The following is a 23127-nucleotide window of genomic DNA, read 5'->3' as shown; positions in this document are numbered from 1 at the left end:
CCTTGAGGAAGGTACGGGCGGGAGCGACCGGTCAGTCGCGGGTGAGTTCACCGTCGATGCGGCGCCAGAGCTGTTCAGGGTTGCCGTCGGCGATCGACGACGGGAGAAGCGACGACGGGACGTCCTGGTAGGCGACGGGCCGCAGGAATCGCTCGATGGCAAGTGAGCCGACCGAGGTGGTCCGGCTGTCAGATGTGGCCGGATACGGCCCACCGTGCACCATCGCATGACCGACCTCGACACCGGTTGGCCACCCGTTGAACAGAATTCGGCCGGCCTTCAGTTCGAGCAGCTGCAGGAGAGCGCCTGCGTCGTCGTGGTCGATGGCGTCGGCGTGCACGGTGGCGGTCAACTGACCCTCGAGTTTCGCCGTGACGTCGCGGACCTGTTGCTCGTCACGGCATTTCACGACGAGGCTCGATGCGCCGAAGATCTCCTGCTGAAGGGTCTCCGAGGAGAGGAAGGTGTCGGCGTCGGTGCCGAAGAGCGCCGGGCGGCAGGTGTTGGGCGCCGATGTCTCTGTTCCGCGCGCCACCTCCGTTGCGACGCCATCGAATTCACCGACGCCCCGGGCGTAGCTGGTGGCGATGTTCGGGGTCAGCATCGGCGTCGGGGTGGACGCCGCGACGGCCTCGGCCGCGGCATCGACGAACGTGTCGAGATCGGGACCGTCGACAGCGATCACCAGACCCGGGTTGGTGCAGAACTGACCGGAGCCCATGGTCAGCGAACCGACGAATGCGCGGCCGAGGTCGGCGCCCCGGTTGCGGAGCGCTCCGCGAAGCGGGTAGACGGGATTGATCGAGCTCATCTCGGCATAGACCGGGATCGGCTCGGGCCGCGAGGCGGCCGCGCGCACGAGTGCCGTTCCGCCGGAACGAGAACCGGTGAAGCCGACCGCCTTGACATCGGGATCGGTGACCAGTGCGATGCCGAGCTCCCGACCGGTGCCGTACAGCAGCGAGAAGGTGCCTGCGGGCATGCCGGTGGTGACGATCGCCGCGGTGATGGCGCGACCGACGAGCTCCGACGTCCCGGGATGGGCGTCGTGGGCCTTGACGATCACCGGACATCCGGCCGCGAGCGCGGATGCGGTGTCGCCGCCGGCGACCGAGAACGCGAGGGGGAAGTTGCTGGCGCCGAACACGGCGACGGGACCGAGTGCGATCTTGCGCTGGCGGATGTCGGCGCGGGGCATCGGTGTGCGGTCGGGCTGCGCCGGATCGATCCGCGCGCCCTGCCAGCTGCCCTCGCGAAGGACGTCGGCGAACATCCGGAGCTGTCCACTGGTACGGCCGACCTCACCGGTGACCCGGGCAACCGGCAGCCCGGATTCGGCGGTGGCTCGCTCGACCAGGGCGTCCTTGTCGGCATCGAGGTTGTCGGCGATGGCCGTCAGGAAGTTCGCACGATCAAGCGAGGACGTGTTGCGATAGATCGCGAACGCCTCGACGGCGGCCGCGCTCGCCCGGGCGACGTCGTCCGCAGTGCCATGCGCATAGGCCGGCTGGAGTCGTTCGTCGCTGGCGGGGTTGATGGCGTACACCGCGCCGCCGGTGCCGGTGACGTGCTCACCCGCGATGATCATCTGTCCGGTCAGGGACTGCACGGCCGCCGACTCGGTCCGCTCTGCAGTGGTCATTGCATCCATGCTCCGACCGTAAGACCGTGCATCTATACATGTCCAAGTCAAATGTCCACAGCATCGATGCGAATCGGGTATCGACGCAGTTGGGGCGGAGATCGGACGGTCACATGCTGTGCAACGTCGTCACCATCACGAACACTGCCGGATAACAACCGCAGAATGCCCAGGTGAACCGGTTGAGACCCATCACGAAGGCGCATCCGACGTGAAAAGCGGCCCCGCTGATCAGAATCCCGACAGCCACCGGCGGCGGCGCGAACAGAATCGCGAGAAACCCCAGTTCCCAGACGATCACGGTCCACCCGAGGACTTTGTCCAGACCGGGATGGGCGCGCAGGATGCTGTTCAGATGTGGGAGCCCGTAGCATTCGGTCGACAGAATCCCGGACATCGCGCCGCCTCGTCGCCAGGTCGGGGAGCAGGCCTTGGCCGCACCCGCGACAACATAGGCGAGCACGATCTGCGCGCCGATGAACACATCTCCCATGACACGCGCTGTCTCCCCGCCACCGGCCACCAACACGATGGCGAAGGTCACCAGCGCGATGAACGTCAACTGCTCGGCGCCGCTGCCACCGATCTGGCGGCGCATACGGATGTACCCGGCAGTGACGAGGCAGACCAGCGCCGCGGCGATTCCCGATTCCGTTCCGGTACCGATGGCGATCACCGCAGTTGCTGCGCCCAACTGCAGAATGGCCGCCGTTGTCACGGCTGCCGATCCGCCGACTGTCGCACCGACCCGTTGATGCCACGCGACGCCTGCGGTGAGCAGCTGGAGGTGCGTCCTGCAGAAGATCCCCTGTGACCCGAATGCTCTTCTGAGGTGGATGATCTGAAAGGACTCGATCACCAAGCCGACAAAGATGAGCCTCGAGACGAGCAACTCAGGATGGGTGAACACGATCAGCGCTTCGCAGTCGGGACTGCGCCCCGAGGTCGTGTTCCTCGCCCAGGAATGACACAGCGTTGTGCCTGTCCGCGCCATCCCATGATGTGGTGACCAGCGCGAACTGGATCGCGACCGTCTCGGGGTTCTCGACTTGTCGAACCACCGCGCTCAGCAGCACAACGTAGGACGCGCTTATCAGAGTCGTTCTCGAGGCGGTCTCCTCATCTCCGGACGGCAGGTTGTTCGCGAGGTCGCTGATGGCTTTGTTCAGAACGAGTTCCGGGTTCCACAACCACCGGCGATGGGGTGGCGCGAAACCGAAGTGGAGTTCCTTCCACGGCAGCCAGCCTCCGTGCGCGCCATCGACGTATTCGCGCCAGATCAGCCGCGAGTCGGATCGGGCCGGGTTGGGCGCGAAGAATGTCCACCCCGGCAGGAGCCCGAGCGGGATACGACGCCGAATCCGCCTGGTCCACCGTCCCGAATCGATCTGATGGATCGCACTCACGACCCACCACGCGCCGAGAACGATCGCGCACACCGTGACGGCGAAGTAGCTCATGACCTACTGGCCTGCGGTGACCACTCGCGCCCTGGCCTCCACCAGATCGGCAAGCGACGTACGCGAGCTGAGTTGGCCGGCGAGATCCTTGATCTGCGCGATGATCTCACGATCCCGTTCGGTCAGTTCGACAAACGGATGGTGTGCGTCGGCGACTGCCTCGGCCATCATCTCGTGCGGGTTACTCGACGACTCGGTCGGTCCGCCCAGGGTGTGACCGGCCTTCTGTAGAACCGTGATCGAGAGGTCGATCGCCGCGAGTTCGATAGCGGTGAGTTCGGATGTCTGCTTCTTGGTGGACATGGTGACGCCTTCCTGGATACCCGGCGGCCGCCGGTTCATTCCAGACTCCGCCCGGAACCGGCTGTGCACATGCGTAGTCGACTACGCGAATTCGCAGTGGCCACGACGATCGCCGCCATGACAGATCGGCTGGTGGCAAAACGTCCGGAGACCCCGACCCTCTTGCGCGAATGATGCGAAAACTACTCCCCGTTCACATCATGCGGTGTCACAATTACCGAGTATGACCGCCACTTCGCAGCCCGTGGATCACACCGGGCTCGACCGCCTGATCGACGAGCTCAGACGCGGGGCGAACGCGTGGGCGTCGATCTCACTCCATGAGCGCGCAGCGCTCCTGCTCCGGACCCGCGACGCCGTGCGCGACACCGCGGCCGCGTGGGCCGACACGGCGATCCGGATCAAACAGACCCCACCATCGGTACGGGGCGAAGAGTGGCTCGCCGGGCCCTACATCACCATGGCCACCCTCACCGCGACCGCGCAGACCCTCACGACTCTGGCCAGGGGCGGCAACCCGGTCGACGGGATTCCGGTCGGGCAGGCGCCCGGCGGCCGCATCACTCTCGAGGTGCTACCACATGGCGTGCAGGAAGCGTTGCTGCTCAACGGTTTCTCCGGTGCCATCTGGATGCCGCCGGGTGTCGGGATCGACGAGGTGCGCGCGACGGCGGGGCTGGGCGCACGGCGACCCACCGAGAGCGGCGGCGTCGGCCTGGTCCTGGGCGCGGGCAATGCCACCCTCATCGGTCCCCTCGATGCCCTGTACGAACTGGTCGCCCACAACCGGGTCAGCGTGCTGAAGCTGAATCCGACGTTTGCCGAGATGCTGCCGGTGTACGAAAAGGCGTTTGCCCCGTTGATCCGACGAGACCTGCTGCGAATCATCAACGGCGAGGGCGATGTCGGTGAGTACATCACCGGCCATCCGGACGTCGGGCACGTCCACATCACCGGCAGCGCGTCCACCCACGACGCCATCGTCTGGGGCCGCGGCACCGAGGGCGAACGCCGGCGCGCCACCCACGCGCCGCTGATGTCGAAACCGATCACCAGCGAACTCGGCGGCGTCTCGCCCATCATCGTCGTACCGGGAAAGTGGTCCGACGCCGATCTCGCCTACCAGGCCGAGAACGTCGCGACACAGAAGCTGCAGAACAGCGGTCACAACTGCATCGCCGGTCAGGCCATGATCATGAGTTCGTCCTGGCCGCAACGCGCGCAGTTCCTCGACGCGATCCGGAAGGTCTTCGACAGCCTGCCTCCGCGAGAGAACTGGTATCCGGGCAGTGACCGCAACATGGCCCGGGCCCAGCACGCCTACCCTCACGCAGAACGTCACGGCGGCCGGATGCTGATCGAGGTGGGCGACTCGACGTCCGACGAGCTCTACCGGACCGAGTACTTCTCACCTGTGCTGGGACACACAACCATTCCCGGTATCGGAGTCGATTTCCTTCGCAATGCGGTGCGGTTCGCCAATGACCGGCTCGTGGGCACACTCGGTGCCGGCCTCATCGTCGCCCCGCATGATCGGAAGGAGATGGGTGGTGCCTTCACCGAAGCCATCGCCGAACTGCGTTACGGCACCATCGGGATCAACTGCTGGTCGGCCACCGGTTACCTCGCCCCGGTCATGCCCTGGGGCGCCTATCCGGGCAACACGATCGACGATGTGGGCAGTGGCATCGGGGTCGTCCACAACACCCGGCTGATCGCCGACCCCGAACGCGTGGTGGTGAACGGACCGTTCCGCCCGTTCCCACGTTCGTGGCTGGGCGGGGAGGCATCGACGGCACCGCCGATGCCCTGGTTCGTCACCTCCAAGGCCAACACCTCGGCATCGAAGGCACTCACGCACTACGCAGGCCATCCGGGTTGGGGCCGGATACCGGGTGTGTTCAAGGCGATCCTGATGCCCTGAGACGTTCGTTCGATCGACACGCAAACTGCCCGTGAGCCGCAGCGCGGCGCTACCCTCACCACAACGAAGTGATTGCATCTTGGGCGAGGAGCGCGAGCGCGATGTCGACACGCGTCGAGGCTGCAGAACCGGCTGTATCGGTGACGATGTCGGGGACTGCGCGCGTCGAGATCGGCGGACGGCCCGCCGAGATCAAGTCCCGTCGCGAGCGCGCCGTGCTCGCGCGGCTGGTCGCCGCGGACGGCCACGTCGTCTCGACGGATCGCCTGATCGACGACCTCTGGAACGGCGAACCACCCCCGAAGGCCCTCGGCGGCCTGCAAGTACACATCTCCAATCTGCGGCGCATCCTCGAACCGAACCGTCCGCCGCGATCGGCCGCACGGATCCTGGTGAGCGAGCCACCCGGCTACGCACTGCGGATGCCACGGGAGTCGGTGGATCTCTGGCGTTTCGCCGACCTCCTGGAGGCCGACGACACCGAGCCGGCCACCCGGTACGCCCGGCTCGGCGACGCGATCGCACTCTGGCAGGGCGAACCGTTCGGATCACACGCCGTCGAGGACTGGGCACGGCCGGCCGTTGCACGACTCGACGAGCTCTATCTCACCGCCCAGGAACAGCACGCAAGGGCGGCCTTGGACCTGGATCGGCCCGCGGAGGTGGTCACGCGTCTGCCGGGATTGTGTGAACACCACTCGACGCGCGAAGAACTGTTCCGACTCCTCGCACTGGCCCAATACCGCCTCGGGCGCCAGGCCGATGCGCTGCAGACCCTGCGTTCGGTGCGCGACTATCTGGCCGACGAACTCGGCGTCGACCCGTCTCCCGCCGTTCGGGAACTCGAAGCCGCGATCCTGCAGCAGGATCCGGCACTGCAGCTCGCGTCTCGGCCTGGCGACACTCGACCCGCCACCACGACGCCCCTGTCTGTCGTCGCTCCCGACAGCCGGCCCCGACCCGACTTCGCGGGCCGCGACGCCGAATTGGAGAAGCTCACCACGCACGCGGAGACGGCGCTGCGCACCGGGCTGCGGGTCGTCTGGATCACCGCGGAGGCCGGTGGCGGCAAGTCAACGCTGACGCAGTTGCTCATCGGCCGGCTTCGCGACGCGGGCTGGGCATCGGCGATCGGACATTGTCCCGAGGTCGACGGGGCACCGACCGCGTGGGCGTGGCGCGATGTGGTCGACGACCTCGGCGGCGACAACGAGATCGAGGACCCGTTCCTGATCGCCCGGCAGGTCCGGGCCGCGTGCGAGGCGGCGCCCTCCGAGGGCGCAGGCGTGGTGGTGGTCCTCGACGACGTGCATCGCGCCGACAGCGCGACCTTGCAGGTGCTTCGGCAAGTGGTGACATGGATGGCGGACCAGCCGGTGCTGGTGGTCGCCACGTATCGACCATCGGAGGCGGCGACCGAACTGCTCGCCACCGCTGCGTCATTGACCTCGGTCACTGCCGATCACCTGACGCTCGCCGGACTGTCGGAGGACGGGATACGTGGATTGGCGGCGTCGGTGGGCCTGGACCCGGTCGACGAGACGACCCTGACCATGCTGCATCAGCGCACCGACGGCAACCCGCTGTTCGCGCGGGAGCTGGCCAAACTGGTCGCGTCACGCGGCCCGCGAGACGCACGGACAGCCGTTCCGAGTGGAGTGCGGGAGGTGTTGCTGCGCCGGGTCGAACGGCTGCCCGCCGACACCGTCGCGGTGCTGCGGCTCGTCGCGATCTGCGGCCGTGACGCCGACATCGACACCATCGTCGCGATGCACCCCGACGACGCGGGCGGTGAAGACGCCGTGCTCGATGCAATCGACACCGCGGTCGTGGCCGATCTGCTGGTCGCCTCGGTCGACCGGGTGCGGTTCAATCACGTGCTGACCCGCGACGCCGTCTACGACAGCATTCCCGCGCTACGACGACGCCGGTTGCATTGGCGTGCCTTCGAGTGTCTCCGCGACTGCCGCGAGGTGCCGATCGACGAGCTCGCCCACCACGCGGCCCTCGGCGCATCGTCGGGAACGGCAGCCGAGGCCCTCGACATCGTCGAAAGCGCAGCGCGGCAGGGATTTGCGCTGCAGGCCGACACCGCACCGCTCTGGCGGTCGGCAGTGGATCTGCACGTGATGGCCGGGCACGACAGGTCGACCGCGGACACCGGGGACCGGACCGCCCTCGTCCACGCACTCTGCGATCTGGTGACCGCGCTGGCACACCGTGGCGAGGTGAGCGAGGCCCGGAGTCGTCGGGAACAGGCATTGTTGTCGGCACGCTCGGTGGGCGACGACGATCTCGTGCTGTCGGCCCTGACCTGCTGGCGGACGCCGACCATCTGGACGACCCGCCCCAACCGGCTCCTCGACGACGTGATGAGTACCGCGGTGCGCGAGGCGCTGCCCGGCACATCGGGCGCCGACCGGGTGCGTCTCCTGGTGACAGCGGTCTTCGAATTCGAAGGAAACGAGCAGCAATTCGCAGTCGAATGCGCGCGCGAGGCGGTCGAACTCGCACACGAGGTCGGCGACATCGACCTCACGTGCGCCGCCCTCAACGCCCGCGTCTACACCGCGATGGGCCCCGACCAACGCGATGACCACCCGCGGATCGCGGCCGACTTCGTCACCGCAGCAGCAGAATCCGGCAGCCTCGACTATCAGGCGGTCGCCCACTTCTTCCGGTCGCTCGTACGCTCGGGCGAGACCGATCTACCCGGCGCGGCTGCCGAGATGCAGCTGGCGATGCAGTCGGCGACGAGCAGCAAGGTCGGCGAGCTGGTGGTCGTGCTCGCCACCTTCCGCGCGGTGCTCGACGTGCTGCGCGGCGACCTCGACCAGGCGGACCAGACCTATCAGGCGATCGGCATGCAATTGGCGGCAGCCGGGCTCCCGGCCGCCAACGAGTTCACCTTGATCTCACAGCTCTGCCTCGGCTGGCATCGCGGATCGATCGGACACCTCGTCGATGGTGCGCGCCTGCTGTACGAATCGGCTCCGGAGTCGATCGCGTGGGTCTACGTCGTGGCCCTGCTCGACGCCGGGCGCGAGGACGAGGCCCGCCGGATCGCCGAGCTGGACATCCCGGTGGTCCGCGACTACTACTGGTCGGCCATCGCGGTGTTCCACGCACGCGCCCTGGCGCGCCTCGGTTTGGCAGAGCAGGCCGCCCGGCTGTACGACGAACTGAGCGAATGGTCGGGCGCGATCGCCGGACTTGACTCCGGCAGTGTGGTTTTCGGCATCATCGACGTGGTACTTGCCGAGTTGGCAGAGACGATGGGCGACCACGAGGCGGCCGAGCGACATCGGCAACTGACGGCTGACGTCGAGGAGAAGGTCCGTCACGGACTGGCGCAGCTGTGATGCGCTGACGATTGATCATGATGGATTCGCGTTACCATCGACACGTGCCCGCCGACCTCCCCGACCAGGGGCCACCCGACATCCCGGCCTACGCGCCGGAGATGTGGCAGCGCCGCATCAGCCTGCCGGGGACCGTCACGATCGGGTTGTCGCGTGCCGAACTGGCCGCCGATCAGATCGCCCGACTGGCCGCCAGGGTTCCCACCGGCGAGCGGATCGGCAGCAAAGACGACATCCGCACCATCTGCGAGGTCTCGGTCGGCACGGTCAACGAAGCGATCAAGCTCGCCCAGGAACGCGGCGTCATCACCTCACGACCGGGCCCGGGCGGCGGCATCTTCGCGGCCGACCCCTCGCCACTCTCGCGGATGAACGGCTGGTTCCGGGCCGCCGCGGCGAACAGTTCGTCGCTACCCGAGTCGATCCAGATCCGAGACGCGCTGGCACCCCTGCTCGTCGCCGAGGCGCTGGCAGCACTGACCGACACCGATCTGCAGGCCCTCGACGAACGGTTGGCCGACGTCCGCCGCACGCACGACTCCGGCGATCTGTCGGGATTCGTCTGGGCTGCCTGGAACGTGCACGAATACTTCGCAGGCATCGGCAGCAGCCAGCTCCTGAACAGCCTCTACCTCAGCATCATGGACGTCGGTACCTCGCACCTCCAGGCGCGCCTGGACACCGCCCGCGAACGGGTCCCGGTCTACCTCGACGGGCTGGCCCGGGCCGTCGAGGATCTGGTCGTCGCGCTCACCTCGCGAGACGCCGATGCGGCCGTTGCCGCCCTGCGTCGCACCGATCCGACGATGATCCTGCGCCCCGAATCAGTCGCATCGGCCTCCTGACACCCGGCTGAACTGGGGAAATACGCGTGTTCGGCGCTTCGCCGAAATTAAGCATGATGAATTTGATGAATTCTCTTGACAAGTGACCCGTGTCACCCGCACGCTGTGATCCAGGTAATTAATCATGTTTATTTGGAGGTGCGGGCGATGCTCGATCAACAGTTCCGCGATCTGATGGCCGGGGTGTGCGCACCGGTCACCATCGTCACGACCGCAGACACCGACGGCCCGCACGGCGCCACCGTCAGCTCGTTGGCCTCGCTCTCCCTGCGCCCAGCGCTCCTGTCCATCGCGCTCGACCATCGGTCGAGTCTGCTGGCCCGCATCCTCGACACCGGACGGTTCGGCGTGAACATCCTCAACTCGGGCCAGGACGACGTCGCGATGACCTTCGCCTCCCGCGCCGCGGATCGCTTCGCCGTCGCGCCGTGGACCCAGACCCGTGGACTGCCCCGCCTCGACGACGTTGCCGGTTGGGCGGCCTGTGAGCTGTTCCAGACCGTCGAGGCAGGCGATCACCTGCTGCTCATCGGTGCAGTCACCGACGCGGCTTCCACGCACCGGCCACCACTTGTCTACGGACACCGCACCTTTGGCACCCACTCGCAGTTCGCCACCCGTAACCGACCACCCATCATCGACCAGATCACCGCCTGCGCAAGCTGATTCATCCATGTCCTTCCGTTCCGCTCACCACACCAGGAGACGAGTATGACCACCACGGCCCCCGCACCCACCGAGAACCCGGCCACGTCGCAGGCTCCGACCGCCGCCGAGCTCGTCGCTCGCGCACACGCGTTGAAGCCGCTGCTGGCACGTAACGCCGCGCAGGGCGAACAGGACCGCCGCGTCGTCGAGGAGAGCATCCAGGCGCTCACCGACGCCGGCCTGTTCCGGATCTCTGTCCCCAAGCGGTACGGCGGATACGAGACGTCGATGCGCACCATGATGGACGTGTCGGCGGCCGTCGCCGAGGCCGACGGCGGCACATCATGGGTCGTCACCCTCACCAACGTCTGCAACTGGCTGGTGGGTCTCATGCCGGAGAGGGCGCAGGACGAGGTGTTCGGCGCCGATCCCGACGCCAAGGTGTCGGGGGTGCTGGCTCCCACCGCCGAGACCCGCAAGGTCGAGGGCGGCTATCGGGTCACCGGCAAGTGGTACTACAACTCGGGATCGTGGCACGCCACCTGGGCCGCGATGGGTATCCCGATCACCGACGCCGACGGGAACGTGGTCGACCAGGGAACCGCCCTGATCCCCCGCGAAGACCTGGGGTTCGAGGAGACCTGGTTCGTCGCCGGGATGCGCTCGTCCGGCAGCAACTGCCTGATCGCCGACGACATCTTCGTGCCCGACCATCGCGTGATGAGTGTGCCGCCGGCCCTTGTCGGCGATTATCCGACCGAGCACACCGACGAAGTGCTCTACCGCTCCGCGCTCGTACCGGTGCTCGCCCTTGTCCTGGTCGGACCGCAGCTCGGAATGGGGCGGGCAGCACTCGACTTCGTCATCGAGAAGGCGCCGAAAAAGCCCATCTCCTACACCTTCTTCACCGCACAGAAGGACTCGACCGCCTTCCAGCTGCAGATCGCCGAGGCGGCCCGACTGATCGACACCGCCCACCTGCACGCCTATCGCGCCGCCGACGACATCGACGCCGCGGCCGCTGCCGGCGAGTACCCCGACTACCTGGCGCGGGCGCGGGTCCGGTCCGACACCGGTTATGTCGCCGAGTGCATCACCCGCGCCATCGATATCCTGCTCTCCGCACACGGTGCCGGCTCCTTCGCAGAAGTCAGTCCACTGCAACGGATCTGGCGTGACTCGGCCACCGGTGCCCGACATGCCATCGTCTCGCCTGCCGTCAGCTACGAGGTCTATGGCAAGGCCCTCCTCGGGGTCGAAGAGCCGATCACCCCGATGGTCTGACCCGACACCACAGAAGGAGAACTCATTCATGCGTATCGCCAACCACGACGGTCGTGCGGTCCTGGTGACCGGGGATTCCGGCGCCGAACAAGGTATCGACATCGCCACCGCCTCGGACGGACGGTTCGAGCACGATCCTGCCGCCGTCTATGACCGATGGTCCGAAGTCGCCGACTGGGCAGCCGCATTCGATGCCTCGTCCGCAGCCGGCTCGCCCATCGACCGCGCCCGCCTCGGCGCGCCGTCACCCCGCCCACGTCAGGTGTTCGCCGTCGGCCTGAACTACGACGAGCATGCCGCCGAATCCGGCTTCGAGTCGCCGACACACCTGCCGCCGGTGTTCACCAAGTACGTGTCCAGCTTCTCCGGCCCCGACACCACCGTCGTCATCCCCGAGAACGGCGCGGTCGACTGGGAGGTGGAACTCGTCGCGATCATCGGTCGCGAGGCCACCGACATCGCCGAGGCCGTTGCGTGGGATCACGTCGCCGGGTTGACCGTCGGTCAGGACATCAGTGAACGGATCACCCAGACCCGTGGTCCGGCACCGCAGTTCGGTCTCGGCAAATCCTTCCCCGGCTTCTCGCCCCAGGGGCCGTGGCTGGTCACGCCGGACGAACTCCCCGATCGCGACGATCTCGAACTCGGCTGCACCATCGACGGCGAGGGCATGCAGAAGGGCCGCACCCGTGAGCTGATCTTCTCGGTCTCCCAATTGATCGCGACATTGTCGCGCAACGTCACCCTCTATCCAGGCGACGTGATCTTCACCGGCACACCGTCCGGCGTCGGCGCCGGACGCGATCCGAAGCGTTTCCTCGCGCCGGGCGAACGTCTCGACAGCTGGATCTCCGGCATCGGTGAACTCCACCAGACCTTCGTCTCGGCAACCTCCCAGGGAGCGTCATCATGAGCCTGCATCGTCTCGCGTCGGTCACCATGGGTGTTCCGAATGTCGCGGAAACCCGCTCCTATTACACTGATTTCGGCCTGACGGAAGAATCCGACGGCTGGCTGTCGACCGTCGACGGCGGGCGCCAACTCCGAATCCTCGATGCGCCCTCGCGCCGGCTGATCGGACTCACCGTAGGCGCCGACAGTCCCGACGACATCGACCAGATCGCACACAACCTGAACGGCCTGGGCATCTCGTTCGACCGGACCGCCACCAGTATCTCGGCGACCGAACAGGCCACCGGCCTGCGGGCCGTCGTCGACGTCCAGACCCGGATCACCCAGACCCATGTGGAACCGACGCCCTACAACGGACCAGGCCGCCTCGAACGCAAGACGTGCCGGGCGCCCGGCATCCTCCGGGAGAACCCGGTCAGGCCCCGCAAGCTCGGTCACGCCGTCATCGGAAGTACCGATCACGCTGTCACACAACGCTTCTTCACTCACGGTCTCGGATTCAAGGTCAGCGACGAGGTCAAGGGCCTGGCCGCCTTCCTCCGGTGCTCGACCGACCACCACAACGTGCTGGTACAGCAGGCACCGGTCAGCTTTCTGCACCACACCTCGTGGCAGCTCGACGACGTCGACGACATCGGTCGCGGCGCGGCGCGCATGCTCGAGGCCGACCCCGATCGTCACGTCTGGGGCCTGGGCCGTCATCACGCCGGCTCGAACTTCTTCTGGTACCTGAAGGATCCGGCGGGCAACTTCAGCGAGTACTACTCCGACATGGACTCCATCGTCGACGACCAACTGTGGACGCCCGAGGTCTTCGAAGGGGCCAAAGGCCTGTTCAGCTGGGGCCCGCCACCGCCACCGTCATTCCTCGCGCCCGACGACCTGGGTGCGCTGATGTCGGGCGTGCACAGCGCCGTCTGATCTCGAGACACCCGGCGCGTATCGAAACCACTTCCCGCACACAACGAGGAGCCCCATGACCTCCGACCCCACGCCGATCTGGCAGCCCTCGGACACCGTCGGTACCCAGATCGCCGGGTTCGCCGAATACGTCTCCGCACAGACCGGCGTCGACCACCCGACCTACCACGACCTGTGGACCTTCTCGACCCAGCAGGTCGGAGAATTCTGGTCGGCGGTCATGGACTTCTTCGACGTGCTGGCCGACGACGTCCCGGATGTGGCACTACCGGATTCGACGATGCCAGGGGCCCGATGGTTTCCCGGTGCGCGGATCAACTACGCCGAACACGCGTTGCGACCCCATGGTACCGAAGACGGCCCCGAGACGGCCATCATCGCCGAGGACGAGACCGGCACCACGTCGGAGGTCACCTGGGATGAGTTGCGCGGCATGGTCGGATCGCTGCAGCGGTGGCTACGGGCTCAGGGCGTCGGTCGGGGCGACCGGGTCGTCGGCTATCTGCCGAATTCCGTTCATCCCCTCGTCGCGTTGTTGGCGACCGCCGGGATCGGTGCGATCTGGTCGGGGTGCGGGCAGGACTACGGCGCTGCGGGTGCCGCGGCCCGGCTCGGGCAACTCGAGCCGACCGTCCTGATCGCGGCGGATGGCTACCGCTGGAACGGCAAGGCGCATGATCGGCGGGCCGAGGTGGAGCAGTTACGCGCCTCGGTGGCGACACTTCGGGCGGTCCTACGGGTGCCGATCCTCGGCTCATGGCCCGACGCCTCCGACGGCCCGGGCGTGGCCGACTGGGACGACGTCGTCTCTAACCCCACCGAACCGGAGTTCGTCCGCGTCGAGTTCAACGATCCACTGTGGGTCCTCTTTTCGTCCGGCACGACGGGTGTCCCGAAAGGCATCGTCCACTCGCACGGCGGCGTCGTGATCGACCACCTCAAGCTGCTCGGGCTCCACAACGATCTCCGCCACGGTGAGCGCTTCTTCTGGTACACCACCACCAACTGGATGATGTGGAACATGGTGGCATCCGGCCTGCTCGTCGGCGCCACCGTCGTCCTGTACGACGGCAGTCCGAGTCATCCTGGACCACAGCGGTTGTGGGAGATCGCCGCCGATCACCGTGTCTCGGTCCTCGGCGTCAGCCCGGGTTACCTGGCCGGAAGTGCCAAGGCAGGACTCCATCCCGCCACCGCCGTCGATCTGTCCGCCTTGCGCGTCATCGGCTGCACCGGCGCACCGCTGCCTGCGCAGAGCCACCACTGGGTCCACGACGAGCTCGGAGCCCACGTTCAGGTGGCATCGACGAGCGGTGGCACCGACGTGGTCAGTGGATTCGCCGGCAGCGCACCCACCACACCGGTCTGGCCGGGGGAGATCTCGGCACCCCTGCTCGGTGTCGACCTGCAGGCGTGGAACACCGACGGTCGGCCGATCGTCGACGAGGTCGGCGAGCTGGTGATCGCCACTCCGATGCCGTCGATGCCGGTCGCGTTCTGGAACGATCCGGACGGAAGCCGCTATCGGGACGCGTATTTCGACGTCTATCCCGGAATCTGGCGGCACGGCGACTGGGTGACGATCACCGGCCGCGGCAGCCTCGTGATCTCCGGCCGGTCCGATGCCACCCTGAATCGGCAGGGCGTCCGGCTCGGCAGCGCCGACATCTACGACGTCGTCGAGGCCTTCCCCGAGATCGGCGAGTCTCTCGTCGTGGGTGCCGAACTCGACGACACGGGTTACTGGATGCCGCTGTTCGTGGTGATGGCCGACGGTGCCGTCCTCGACGACGATCTCCGCGGGCGCATCGCTGAGGCGATTCGTTCGAAGGCATCGCCACGCCACGTCCCCGATGACATCATCGAAGTGCCTGCCATCCCGCACACCCGCACCGGCAAGAAGTTGGAGGTACCGGTGAAACGCCTGATCCAGGGACGACCGCTGGTCCAGGTGACCGGCGTCGACACCGTCGACGACCCGGATGCACTGCGCTACTTCGCGAAATACGCAGACCGGACAGGGGTTTCCGGTGAGCGGTGAACTCGTCGACGTCCACGCCCACGTCCTGCCGGACTGGTATGTCGATGCCGCGAAGGCCGCCGGACACACCACACCCGACGCGATGCCTGGGTGGCCGACATGGTCTGTGCAGGAGCATCTCGCGATGATGGACCAGGTCGGCATCGACCGATCGGTGCTGTCGATCTCCTCGCCCGGTGTGCATTTCGGCGATGACACCGCAGCAGGCTCGCTGGCGGTCGAGGTCAACGACTTCATGCGTGGCCTTCATCGCGAGCATCCGGGCCGTTTCGAGTACTTTGCCGCGCTGCCGCTGCCGGACGTCGGCCGCGCGATCAACGAGGCCCGGCGGACCCGAGACCTCCCCGGCCGATCGGGCGTGGGTATCGAGTCCAACGCGCACGGTGTGTACCTGGGCGATCCGGCCCTCGAACCGTTGTGGCACGAGCTGGCAGCGCAGAGGGCGGTCGTGTTCGTCCACCCGACCGCACCGCCCGGTTTCGATCCGACCCTGACCGGCTATCCCGCACCGTTGCTCGAGTATCTCTTCGACACCACGCGCACGATCGTCCATCTCGCGGCCGCCGGTGTGTTGAGACGTCATCCCGAGATCCGATTCATCGTCCCGCATTGCGGGGCGGTGTTGCCGATGGTGCTCAGTCGCGTCGACCTGTTCCGCCTGGCGGGGCTGGTGCCCTCCGACGTCGACGGCGATCTCGGTTGGGAACAACTGTGGTTCGATCTCGCCGGCGCCCCGGTACCGGATCAACTCGGCGCATTCAGCCGTCGGTTCGGTACCGGCCACCTGCTCTACGGCAGCGACTTCTGCTTCACCCCGGCCTTCGCGGTGGACCTGCTGGCCAAGCAGTTGGACGACGGCTGGCCGGACGAGCGGGGTCCGTGGCGTGTGCAGGTCGCCGAGAACTCCGCCGCTCTCTTCGGGCGCAACACCTGATGCCCGACGTCACCATGCCGCCACCCGGGACTCGCCCCAGGCTGCGCGGTGATGAGCGTTACGGTGGACGGCACGACCGCAACCGAAAGAGATGACCTCGATGGCCGATGCCGACATCAACTTCTACTTCGATCCGGTGTGCCCGTTCGCCTGGATGACCAGCAAGTGGGTCCGCAAGGTGCGCGCGCAGCGCGACTACACCGTCGACTGGCGGTTCATCTCGCTCCGGCTGCTCAACGCCCATATCGATTACGACGCGCACTTCCCGCCGGAGTACGAGGCCGGTCACACGGCCGGGCTCCGCCTGCTGCGAGCCGCCGCAAGCATTCGGCGTGAACACGGTCGCGAGGCGGTGGATCGGCTCTATGCGGCCTGCGGCACCCGCATCTTCGACACCCACACCGGTACATACACCGTGGACGGTGGCGATCTGCGCGGCACGGCGGACTTCCTCGGCCCTGCGCTCGCGGAACTCGGTCTGCCCGACCACCATGTCGCGGCCCTCGATGATGCGTCGTTCGATGCCGAGATCCAGGCCGAGACCGATGAAGCCCTGGCACTGACCGGACGGGACGTGGGGACCCCGATCATCCAGTTCGAGCCACCGGAGGGAGTCGCGTTCTTCGGGCCGGTCATCAGCCGATTGCCGAGCGACGATGATGCCGTGGTGCTCTGGGACCATGTGATCGGCCTCGCCCGCTTCCCCGGTTTCGCCGAACTGAAACGCAGCCTGCGCGAGAAGCCTCAGCTCACGGCGTTCGGCGTGGCGGATGCCGAGGTGGGCGTGCAAGAGGACTGGCATGGCGGGAGCCGTCGCACGAAAAAGTGAGCGGTGCCGCCGGTGAACGACTACGTCGGTTGAGTACGGCAGTCATCGTCACAACCTTTCTGTGGTCTCCCATGGCGCGAGTGATCGAAACTTGTCGGTACCTCGTCGTACATTGGTGTCAGCAGGATCGAAGACGATGAGTGAAGTTCGGCGCAGCGGTTGATTCGCGGCACCAGGGTTGATGACGACGAGGGTCCTGTGGTCGTGTCCGCAACTCTGAAAGGCTCGTCGTGTCCTCATCGTCGGTGTCGTGGCAGGATCTGCCTGCAGCGTTCGTCGGTGGCATCGATCCGTCATATCCGGACGAGGACCCGATCAACGACCTGCTGCTCGGGTTGATCGATCTCGATCATGGTCGTTCCTACCTCGCCTACTGCGAATATTCCTCGGTTGCAGTGATGTTCGACCGTCTTGTCGCGGCACGCGAGAGCTCCGACGGCTTCATCGTGGATGGTTTCGCCGACTGCGCATCCCGAATCGCTAAGCTCCGCAACATGACCCGTCACCACGCCGAGGTCCTGCTGAATGAAGCAGTCGCCTTGCGGGACAGGCTGCCGCAGGTGTTCGAATGTCTGCGTGACGGGCTGATCGCACCTTGGCAGGCGAAGCTGATCATCTCACGAACCGACCTGCTCGACGACCAGTCCTTCGCGCCCGTCGTCGACGCCTCGGTCGCAGACCTGCTGCGACACCGCACGGGGACCTGGTCGAGGAAGCGGTTGCGCGACATGGTCGATCGGATCATCTTCCGCCACGACCCCAACAGCGTGCGTGAACGCCGCAAAGAGGCTCTCGACGCCCGAGGGGTGTGGACCGAGTCTCGGGGCGACGGTGTCGCCGAGATCACCGGGGTCATGGCTGCCGAGAACGTGCGCATCGCGGTTGCCGCGGTCACCGCGCTGGCCGATGCGGCGTGCGAGCACGACGGCCGGACAAAGCCTCAGCGCATGTCCGATGCCATGTTCGCATTGCTCTCGGGGGCGACTTTCGAGTGCCAGTGCGGGCGTGACGACTGCACCGCACAGATCCCTGAACCGGGGACTCTTCCACCGGTCGACACGAGGATCGTCCTACACGTGGTGTGCGACGAATCCACACTTGCCGGCACTGCCCACAACTCAGGCCTTCTGGACGGCCACGGCATCATCTCCGACGACCATGTGCGTGACATCGCGGCCCGCCCCGACACGACGGTCTCGTTCCTGGTTCCGCCCGGCACGGTCCCGACTGCCGACGGCGAATTCACCCTGCCCGCGCACCAACCGGCCGATCCGTATCGACCGTCGAACGCGCTGGACACCCACACGCGTCTCCGCGATGGTTATTGTGTCGAGCCCGGCTGCGGCACATCGGCATTCGACTGCGATCTCGACCATGTCGCCGAGTACAACCACACCGATCCCGCAGACGGCGGTCAGACGACATCGGTGAACCTGAACGCCAAGTGCCGGCCGGGGCATCTGCTCAAGACCTTCGGAGACTGGGTCGATGATCAGTACCGCGACCAGCACGGGCGACTGGTCACCGAATTCATCACCCCGGAAGGTCTGGTCATCCCCGGTGAGGCCGAAACAAATGAAGACCTGTTCCCCGGCCTGCGCCGAATCCGCTACGAATCCCCTCCGGCCAAGGCCCCACCGCCATCGCCGCCACACGAACACCGCCCCGCGCGCACCGGCACCCGGGCTGCGAACAAACATGCCCGACGACGGGCCGAGCGCTCCCGGAACCGCAGACGCAACAATGCCGGACCGGAGCCGACGTACTGACCGCCCACATACCGACATTCGACGTACCGTCGAAGCATCGGCACTCGACAGATCGGATCGCCATGGGCACACACACTGTGCGACGCGAGGTTCTCGGACCGTGGTCGCTGGATACCAGCCGTGAGTTCTGGGAGGGCTTCACGCCGGCCGCCCTCACCGCAGAGCAGAGACACGGAACGCTGTCCACCGTGTTCCGTGTCGATGCCGATTGGTCGACCGCCCGTGTCACCGTGACACAGCGTGACAAGGTCGCAGAGCTTTCCCTCGATGGAGACGGCGATCTCGAGGCAGCCGCCGAGCAGGCCGCACGGTTCCTCGCGCTCGACGTCGATGCTCGGCAATGGCCCGGCGTCGGCGAGCGGGATGAGGTGATCGGCCGTGCGCAGCAGGCATTGCCCGGTCTGCGGCCGTGCGGATTCCACTCGGCCTACGAAGCCGCGGCCTGGGCGGTGCTGTCGCAACGCATTCGCGTCGAACAGGCGGCGCACCTCCGACGACGCGTCATCGCCGATCACGGGGACGGCGGAGCCTTTCCCGCACCCGAACGTCTGGCCGGTCTCGACCTCGACCTACCCGGCCGCAAGGCCGAGTACCTCCACGCAGTGGCGGACGCGGCACTCGATGGCCGGCTCGATACCGGACGCCTTCGTTCGATGACGCCGGAGGGTGCGATGGATTCGATCCGATCGATCACCGGTATCGGACCGTTCGCTGCCGAGCTGATCGTCCTGCGCGGCGCCAATGCACCCGATGCTGCCCCTACTCACGAGCGGCGGCTGGCCGGCGAGGTCGAGCGGCTGTATGGCCCCGACCGTTCGCTCGACGAGGTATCCGAGCTGTGGCGACCGTTTCGGACATGGGCATCGGTGCACCTGCGCGCGCTCGCAGAACTACGGACCGAGTGACCGTGCTCAGGTGCGCATCGGCCCGGTCATGGGGTGCCTTCGGAAGAAGTCCCAGATGATCGCTGTGGCGCTGATCGATGATGTGATCCGGCCGGTGATCGGGGTGGCGGCAAGCGCAGGGTCACCACCCGGCCAGTTGTGGCCGCCGCCGAGAATCGTGTACAGCTCGACAGAGCTGTCGGGTGCGCACGGGTAGACCGTTCGCGAAACATCCTGAGCGACTTTCCGAACGGCCGGCCGCGCGGCACACCCGTTCCGCCGGGCCCAGGCAGCGGTCTGGGCGGGAATGCTTTCTGTGCTGGGCATCAGTCGCGGTTGCGCGTCACGACTTTGCTGCCCGATGGTTCTCGCCGATCCGTCGGTCGATGGCAGGAGCTTGCCGCGAGAGCCGACCCCGCCGGAGTAGGAGACGATCTCGTCACCGGTCCCATGGAATGCCACCACCGGAACGTGCCTGGACGGACGGCACCACGCGAAGTCCTGAAGGCCCGAGACCGGTGCCACCGCGGCAAATCGATCGGCGAGCTGGCACGCCACCGATGACGCGGTGAACGCGCCCATCGACAATCCGGTCATGTACACACGCCGCTTGTCCACACACAGTGTGTTCTCGATGTGCGTGAGGAGGCTCGACAGGAACCGGATGTCGACGCCACCCTTGCCGTACTCCCATTTTGGAGGCAGCACATGGGTTTCCGGTGTGATCACCACGAACCCGCGCCGGGCGCCGTACGCCGCCATCCCGCTCCACGCGCTCTGCAGGGCACCGGGTTGCAGGTAGCCGTGGACGTCGAAAACCACCGGCATCGGGGTGCGGGGCGCCACTCGGGGAACTTCTTGCAGGTAGTCGCCGGATCGGCCGGCGGCGGAGAACGCATGCAACGTCGTCCCGGGTGGAGCCGCAGCAGTCCGACACCCGGCCGACGGCACCGGAGACGTCGTGTCGCCCGGTCGGCCGGCAGGGCTGGCGGAAACGGTGGAACAGGTGGTCACCATCGCCACCACGGTCGCGATGAGTACGCATGTCGCTCTCACCCGCGTGTATCCGGACAACGTCATCCTCCTGTGATCGTCATGGGCGCCTGATCGATTCGGCGAGGTCCCTGCTGAACAGCTGCCCGGCCAGTGTGAGAAGACGATCGGCCATTGCATCTGGGTCGAGAGGATCCTCACTGTCGACCAGCCATCGAGTGAAGAGATCGAAGCATCCACCGACGACGAACGTGACCGCGTCGTCGCCCTCGAATCCCCGAACTGCCTGTCCACCAACCTGATTGTGCAACGAAGCGACCGACGCGAGTACGGCCTGCTTCGCCGGATACGCGCAAGGGCCGGTACCCAACGCGCGGTAGTAGGGGCGGTGGTGCGCCAAGTGCCGCGTGGCCAGGAGCGTCATCTGGCCCCACGCTCCGTCGTCACACTCGGCCAGCGCAGGAAACAGTTCGCGCTCGATCAGATCGATGCCGGCTGCCACGATCACCGAATCCCGGTCGCAGAAATGCGAATACACGGCTTGACGGCTGAGGTCGGCGGCTTCGGCGAGCTCGGTGAGCGAGACCGAGGTCGTGCCACGTTCGGACACCAACCTCACCGCTGCGGCGAACAGCGCGGCGCGTGATCGACGAACACGGCGATCGACGCCGGCATCGATCGGGACCTGTCTCGGCATGGAAGTGACAGTAGATGGGAGGCACATCCATTGCAATGGTCAATTAATTGACAGATGTCCACTTATGTGTCGCCGGTCTGTCCTATGTGGCCCTCATACCGCGATCGCAACACCGTTTTCTGGATCTTTCCCGTCGACGTCTTGGGCAATTGCGCGAACACGATCTCCTTCGGAACCTTGAACCGCGCGAGCCGTTCCCGAGCGAACTCGACGAGCTCGTCCACATCCACGTCACCACCGTCGCGGATGGTCACGTAAGCGATCGGCACTTCACCCCAGCGCTCGTCGGGGCGCCCCACCACGGCCGACTCGACGACGTCAGGATGACTGTCGAGAACCCGCTCGACCTCGACTGACGCGATGTTCTCTCCACCGGAGATGATGACGTCCTTGCTGCGGTCACGGATCTCGGCGTACCCGTCGGGGTGCACGACCGCGACGTCGCCGGTACGCAGCCAGCCGTTCACTGTGGCCGCTGCGGTGGCCTCGGGATCGCGGTAGTAGCCGAGCATCACGTTGTTGCCCCGCGCCACGAGTTCTCCCTCGGTGCTGCCGTCCGCCGGGACGTCGTCTCCCTCAGGTGTCACCACCCGCACCACACCGGCAGCGATGTTGCCGATCCCTTGTCGCGCCTTCAGGTTTGCGCGCTCCTCAGGGCTACCGGCGTTCCATTCGGGTTGCCACTGGTTCACGGCGATCGGCCCGAAGGTCTCGGTCAGTCCGTAGAGATGAGTGACCTCGATACCGAGGTCGGACATGCGCGCCAGGAGCGCCGGAGAGGGCGGGGCGCCACCGGTCGTCGCCTCCACGATGTGATCGAGAGGGGCTGCGGCCGGGTCCTCGGCGATCATGGTCAACACCGTCGGCGCGGCACTGAAATGCGTGATGCCGTCGTCGGTGAGATGACGCCAGATCTGCGCGGTGTCGATTCCGCGCAGGCACACGTGGGTGGCGCCGGCAGCGGTGACGGCCCACGGGAAACACCAACCGTCACAATGGAACATCGGCAGTGTCCACAGGTAGTTGGATGCGGGCCCGATGCCGGTGTGATAGGCCATCGCGAGTGACTGCAGATAGGCGCCGCGGTGGTGATACATCACGCCCTTGGGACGCCCGGTGGTACCCGACGTGTAGTTGATCGCCAGCAGCCCACGTTCGTCCACGTTGCGCCACACCGGTTCCGGCGCGCCGTCGAGGAGCGTTCGGTACTCATCATCGGCATCCCCCGACACCAGGACCCGGATACCCGCTGTGGCGCCGACCGCACGCGCCGCCTCCGCGAACTCGACCGTCGCCACCAGCAGGCTCGCCCCGCTGTGCTCGACGATGTAGCTCAGTTCCGCTTCGGAGAGCCGGATGTTCAACGGCACCAACACCGCACCGATCCCAGGGACCGCATTGTGCAGCTCCAGCATCTCGTGACTGTTGCTGCACAACGCGGCCACCCGGTCACCCGGCCGAATGCCCAGGCCGTCGAGCACTGCCGTCAAACGGCCCACTCGGCGATGGAGCTCGGCATAGGTGAAGGCCAGGTCTCCGTCGACGATCGCGGTGCGGTCGGCGAAAACTGCGGCAGCGCGCTCGAGGAACGCGACCGGGCGCAGCGTGTCGAAGGTGAAGTCCGCGGGTGTCGGGGGTGTGGGCCTATCGCTGTCTGACATCCCGGGGTCTCCTCTTCA

Annotated in this window: 20 protein-coding genes; 13 read left to right on the top strand and 7 right to left on the bottom strand. The window is 66.6% G+C overall.

All coding sequences use genetic code 11. From position 1 onward, the window contains the following. Positions 1–31: 31 nt before the first annotated feature. The 4 genes from IDF66_RS13895 to IDF66_RS13880 form a co-directional block, all read right to left on the bottom strand. Positions 32–1642, bottom strand: a complete 1611-nt coding sequence (locus tag IDF66_RS13895) for an aldehyde dehydrogenase (NADP(+)) (RefSeq protein WP_190267280.1) — start codon at positions 1640–1642, stop codon at positions 32–34. Between the two features lie 109 nt (positions 1643–1751). Beyond that, positions 1752–2552, bottom strand: a complete 801-nt coding sequence (locus tag IDF66_RS13890) for a hypothetical protein (protein WP_190267279.1) — start codon at positions 2550–2552, stop codon at positions 1752–1754. Continuing rightward, the gene (locus tag IDF66_RS13885) at positions 2536–3102 is read right to left on the bottom strand and encodes a hypothetical protein (protein ID WP_190267278.1); all 567 of its coding nucleotides are present in this window, start codon (positions 3100–3102) and stop codon (positions 2536–2538) included. The genes IDF66_RS13890 and IDF66_RS13885 overlap by 17 nt, the downstream gene beginning before the upstream one ends. Before the next feature lie 3 nt (positions 3103–3105). After that, positions 3106–3444: a hypothetical protein gene (locus tag IDF66_RS13880; RefSeq protein ID WP_190267277.1), complete on the bottom strand. Its 339-nt coding sequence runs from the start codon at positions 3442–3444 to the stop codon at positions 3106–3108. A gap of 184 nt (positions 3445–3628) precedes the next feature. Between IDF66_RS13880 and IDF66_RS13875 the strand changes: the two genes are divergently transcribed. The 12 genes from IDF66_RS13875 (at position 3629) to IDF66_RS13820 (ending at position 19779) form a co-directional block, all read left to right on the top strand. Continuing rightward, positions 3629–5329: an aldehyde dehydrogenase family protein gene (locus tag IDF66_RS13875; RefSeq protein WP_190267276.1), complete on the top strand. Its 1701-nt coding sequence runs from the start codon at positions 3629–3631 to the stop codon at positions 5327–5329. A gap of 101 nt (positions 5330–5430) precedes the next feature. Continuing rightward, positions 5431–8691 carry a BTAD domain-containing putative transcriptional regulator gene (locus IDF66_RS13870; RefSeq protein ID WP_190267275.1) on the top strand — a complete coding sequence of 1087 codons (3261 nt, stop codon included), beginning with the start codon at positions 5431–5433 and terminating at the stop codon, positions 8689–8691. A gap of 44 nt (positions 8692–8735) precedes the next feature. After that, positions 8736–9536, top strand: coding sequence for a FadR/GntR family transcriptional regulator (locus tag IDF66_RS13865; RefSeq protein WP_317628696.1), 801 nt, complete (start codon positions 8736–8738; stop codon positions 9534–9536). Positions 9537–9683: 147 nt separating this feature from the next. Further along, positions 9684–10202 carry a flavin reductase family protein gene (locus IDF66_RS13860; RefSeq protein WP_190267274.1) on the top strand — a complete coding sequence of 173 codons (519 nt, stop codon included), beginning with the start codon at positions 9684–9686 and terminating at the stop codon, positions 10200–10202. A gap of 45 nt (positions 10203–10247) precedes the next feature. Further along, positions 10248–11468, top strand: a complete 1221-nt coding sequence (locus tag IDF66_RS13855; protein WP_190267273.1) for an acyl-CoA dehydrogenase family protein — start codon at positions 10248–10250, stop codon at positions 11466–11468. A gap of 28 nt (positions 11469–11496) precedes the next feature. Further along, positions 11497–12381, top strand: coding sequence for a fumarylacetoacetate hydrolase family protein (locus IDF66_RS13850; protein WP_190267272.1), 885 nt, complete (start codon positions 11497–11499; stop codon positions 12379–12381). Then, positions 12378–13301, top strand: coding sequence for a VOC family protein (locus tag IDF66_RS13845; protein ID WP_190267271.1), 924 nt, complete (start codon positions 12378–12380; stop codon positions 13299–13301). The genes IDF66_RS13850 and IDF66_RS13845 overlap by 4 nt, the downstream gene beginning before the upstream one ends. Positions 13302–13356: 55 nt before the next feature. After that, entirely contained in the window at positions 13357–15342 is a 1986-nt protein-coding gene (locus IDF66_RS13840; protein ID WP_190267270.1) for an acetoacetate--CoA ligase, read from the top strand. Next, the gene (locus IDF66_RS13835; protein WP_317628695.1) at positions 15332–16276 is read left to right on the top strand and encodes an amidohydrolase family protein; all 945 of its coding nucleotides are present in this window, start codon (positions 15332–15334) and stop codon (positions 16274–16276) included. The genes IDF66_RS13840 and IDF66_RS13835 overlap by 11 nt, the downstream gene beginning before the upstream one ends. 100 nt (positions 16277–16376) lie before the next feature. After that, positions 16377–17105: a mycothiol-dependent nitroreductase Rv2466c family protein gene (locus IDF66_RS13830; protein WP_190267268.1), complete on the top strand. Its 729-nt coding sequence runs from the start codon at positions 16377–16379 to the stop codon at positions 17103–17105. Positions 17106–17335: 230 nt separating this feature from the next. Then, positions 17336–18874: an HNH endonuclease signature motif containing protein gene (locus tag IDF66_RS13825; protein ID WP_190267267.1), complete on the top strand. Its 1539-nt coding sequence runs from the start codon at positions 17336–17338 to the stop codon at positions 18872–18874. Between the two features lie 62 nt (positions 18875–18936). After that, entirely contained in the window at positions 18937–19779 is an 843-nt protein-coding gene (locus IDF66_RS13820; RefSeq protein ID WP_190267266.1) for a DNA-3-methyladenine glycosylase family protein, read from the top strand. Positions 19780–19785: 6 nt separating this feature from the next. Here IDF66_RS13820 and IDF66_RS13815 read toward each other — a convergent pair whose 3' ends face one another. Next, positions 19786–20604: an alpha/beta hydrolase family esterase gene (locus tag IDF66_RS13815; protein WP_190267265.1), complete on the bottom strand. Its 819-nt coding sequence runs from the start codon at positions 20602–20604 to the stop codon at positions 19786–19788. 115 nt (positions 20605–20719) lie between these two features. On the opposite strand from IDF66_RS13815, the gene IDF66_RS23970 reads away from it, so the two are divergent. Then, entirely contained in the window at positions 20720–20848 is a 129-nt protein-coding gene (locus tag IDF66_RS23970; RefSeq protein WP_263282338.1) for a hypothetical protein, read from the top strand. Positions 20849–20851: 3 nt separating this feature from the next. On the opposite strand, the gene IDF66_RS13810 is transcribed toward IDF66_RS23970, so the two are convergent. Together IDF66_RS13810 and IDF66_RS13805 are read right to left on the bottom strand one after the other, a co-directional pair. Next, positions 20852–21448: a TetR/AcrR family transcriptional regulator gene (locus IDF66_RS13810; RefSeq protein WP_190267264.1), complete on the bottom strand. Its 597-nt coding sequence runs from the start codon at positions 21446–21448 to the stop codon at positions 20852–20854. A gap of 62 nt (positions 21449–21510) precedes the next feature. Next, entirely contained in the window at positions 21511–23109 is a 1599-nt protein-coding gene (locus tag IDF66_RS13805; RefSeq protein WP_190267263.1) for an acyl--CoA ligase family protein, read from the bottom strand. Positions 23110–23127: the final 18 nt, after the last annotated feature.

The organism is Gordonia hankookensis (assembly GCF_014673215.1).
Lineage (GTDB): Bacteria > Actinomycetota > Actinomycetes > Mycobacteriales > Mycobacteriaceae > Gordonia > Gordonia hankookensis.
Note: the sequence above shows the minus strand (reverse complement) of the source record. Positions and strands in the feature narration are given on the sequence as shown.

Bases quoted from the DNA above. Each gene is read 5' to 3' on its own strand.
- IDF66_RS13895 (WP_190267280.1), bottom strand. From the start codon at position 1,642: ATGACCACTGCAGAGCGGACCGAGTCGGCGGCCGTGCAGTCCCTGACC.
- IDF66_RS13885 (WP_190267278.1), bottom strand. From the start codon at position 3,102: ATGAGCTACTTCGCCGTCACGGTGTGCGCGATCGTTCTCGGCGCGTGG.
- IDF66_RS13880 (WP_190267277.1), bottom strand. From the start codon at position 3,444: ATGAACCGGCGGCCGCCGGGTATCCAGGAAGGCGTCACCATGTCCACC.
- IDF66_RS13875 (WP_190267276.1), top strand. From the start codon at position 3,629: ATGACCGCCACTTCGCAGCCCGTGGATCACACCGGGCTCGACCGCCTG.
- IDF66_RS13870 (WP_190267275.1), top strand. From the start codon at position 5,431: ATGTCGACACGCGTCGAGGCTGCAGAACCGGCTGTATCGGTGACGATG.
- IDF66_RS13860 (WP_190267274.1), top strand. From the start codon at position 9,684: ATGCTCGATCAACAGTTCCGCGATCTGATGGCCGGGGTGTGCGCACCG.
- IDF66_RS13855 (WP_190267273.1), top strand. From the start codon at position 10,248: ATGACCACCACGGCCCCCGCACCCACCGAGAACCCGGCCACGTCGCAG.
- IDF66_RS13850 (WP_190267272.1), top strand. From the start codon at position 11,497: ATGCGTATCGCCAACCACGACGGTCGTGCGGTCCTGGTGACCGGGGAT.
- IDF66_RS13845 (WP_190267271.1), top strand. From the start codon at position 12,378: ATGAGCCTGCATCGTCTCGCGTCGGTCACCATGGGTGTTCCGAATGTC.
- IDF66_RS13840 (WP_190267270.1), top strand. From the start codon at position 13,357: ATGACCTCCGACCCCACGCCGATCTGGCAGCCCTCGGACACCGTCGGT.
- IDF66_RS13830 (WP_190267268.1), top strand. From the start codon at position 16,377: ATGGCCGATGCCGACATCAACTTCTACTTCGATCCGGTGTGCCCGTTC.
- IDF66_RS13820 (WP_190267266.1), top strand. From the start codon at position 18,937: ATGGGCACACACACTGTGCGACGCGAGGTTCTCGGACCGTGGTCGCTG.
- IDF66_RS13810 (WP_190267264.1), bottom strand. From the start codon at position 21,448: ATGCCGAGACAGGTCCCGATCGATGCCGGCGTCGATCGCCGTGTTCGT.
- IDF66_RS13805 (WP_190267263.1), bottom strand. From the start codon at position 23,109: ATGTCAGACAGCGATAGGCCCACACCCCCGACACCCGCGGACTTCACC.